Annotated in this window: 3 protein-coding genes; 1 reads left to right on the forward strand and 2 read right to left on the reverse strand. The window is 71.5% G+C overall.

Going from position 1 to position 1,823, the window contains the following annotated elements; genetic code table 11:
• The coding region (locus AC1DUQ_RS21380; RefSeq protein ID WP_477074593.1) for a carboxylesterase family protein at positions 1 to 222 on the reverse strand (222 nt) is incomplete at its 3' end.
• Between the two features lie 75 nt (positions 223 to 297).
• Between AC1DUQ_RS21380 and AC1DUQ_RS21385 the strand changes: the two genes are divergently transcribed.
• Positions 298 to 1,452, forward strand: a complete 1,155-nt coding sequence (locus tag AC1DUQ_RS21385) for a class I SAM-dependent methyltransferase (protein ID WP_477074594.1) — start codon at positions 298 to 300, stop codon at positions 1,450 to 1,452.
• On the opposite strand, the gene AC1DUQ_RS21390 is transcribed toward AC1DUQ_RS21385, so the two are convergent.
• On the reverse strand, positions 1,434 to 1,823 hold a 390-nt coding region (locus AC1DUQ_RS21390), incomplete at its 5' end, for a hypothetical protein (RefSeq protein ID WP_477074595.1). The genes AC1DUQ_RS21385 and AC1DUQ_RS21390 overlap by 19 nt on opposite strands.

Genomic DNA, 1,823 nt, shown 5'->3' on the forward strand with positions numbered 1-1,823 from the left:
GTCCTCATTCGCTCCGCCGGTGGCCGGCGGAGCGACCTGCGGGGGCTCCGGGCCGGGTGCCGTGGCGTCGCGCACGCCGCTCCAGGGCTCGACGCTCTGCGGGGGTCGGAGCCGGTTCGCACCGAAGGGCGGTGCGGCGTACGGGACTCCCAGGAACGCGTACACGCCATCGGCGACGCTGCCACGCAGGACGCCCTGAACGGTCTTGACCGTTGCACCCATGTCGACCAGGTTTCGTCGGCCCAGGCCTCGCCGGTAGGGGCGGAAGTCCCGGGGAGGCCCGTTAGCCTCGGTGGCGTGGATGCGGCTGCGGGACATGACGAGACCGACGTGCTCGCCGACCTCCGCCGCTACCCCGACCTCGAGGCGCCGAACCTGTACGCGGTCGACGCGAGCGACCGGCTGATCCTCGACGAGGCCGCGCCGGCGCTGGAGAGGACGGCGGGCGACGTCGTCGTGATCGGCGACCACCACGGCGCGTTGACGCTCGGTGCGATTGCGCGGCACGGGCTCTCCGGGGTCCGCACCCACCAGGACCGCCTCCTCGGCGAGCGGGCACTGCACGCGAACGCCGAGCGGCTCGGCCTGAGCGGGTTCACTCAGCTGGGTCTGACTCCCGAGCTCCTCGACAAAGCGAGAGTGGTCCTGCTCCAGCTCCCGCGGTCGCTCGATGCGCTCGACGAGATCGCGGGCCTGATCGCCGCTCACGCGGACCCCGAGGTCGTGGTCATCGCCGGCGGGCGGGTCAAGCACATGACGACCGCGATGAACGACGTCCTCGGGCGCCACTTCACCAGCGTGCAGGCGCACCTGGCACGACAGAAGTCGCGCGTTCTGGTGGCGTCAGAACCGCGCCCGGCCGGCCGGCGTTGGCCGAAGCGCCAGGAGCACCCCGACCTCGGCATCACCGTGTGCGCGCACGGCGGCGCGTTCGCCGGGACGGGGATCGACATCGGCACGCGCGCGTTGCTGCAGCACCTCGACGCGATGCCGCTGGACATCGCCCAGGCCGTCGACCTCGGCTGCGGCACGGGCGTTCTGGCCGTCCTGCTGGCACGGGCGAACGAGGGGCTGACCGTCACCGCGACCGACGAGTCCGCCGCCGCGGTGGCCTCCGCCCGCGCAACGGTCGCCGCGAACGGTCTGGAGGGTCGAGTCGTCGTCGTGCGCGCGGACGGTGCGGAGACAGTCCCGGACGCGAGTGTCGACCTTGTCGTGCTCAATCCGCCGTTCCACGTCGGTGCGGCGGTCCACGACGGGGTGGCCCGGACGCTCTTCGCCGAAGCCGCGCGCGTGCTCAAGGACGGCGGTGAGCTGTGGGCGGTGTGGAACTCGCACCTGCGCTACCGGCCGACGCTGGAGCGTGTCGTCGGGCCGACCCGGCAGGTCAGCCGCGACCCGAAGTTCACCGTCACGGTCTCCGCTCGCGCGGCTCAGCTCCCGCCGATCTGATCCTTCGAGTCGTCGACCGCATCGTCGATGAGCGACGTCAGAACCTCCGCGACGAGCGAGTCCGCCATCGCCTCGATGCGGGGAAGCTGCGACTTCTGCATCTTGCGAGGCTGGTGCTGGAGGATCCGCAGGGCGCGGTCGACCTGGTCCGCCCGCTGCTTCCAGCCCGCCGCCTGGACCGAGGCGATGGACTCGGCATCCTGAGTCTCAGAACCGAGGACTATCGAAGCCTGCTCCCGGACCGAGTCCATCGCCCGTGCGATCTTGGCCTCCGGAGTGCGGGCCCGCTGGACGTCGGCGAACTTCTTGCCCAGGTTCTCGAGGCGCTTCTGGATCTCGGGGTTGTTGGCGACGATCACGCTGACCTGGGC

This window comes from Cellulomonas sp. P4_B5_2, from assembly GCF_056402235.1.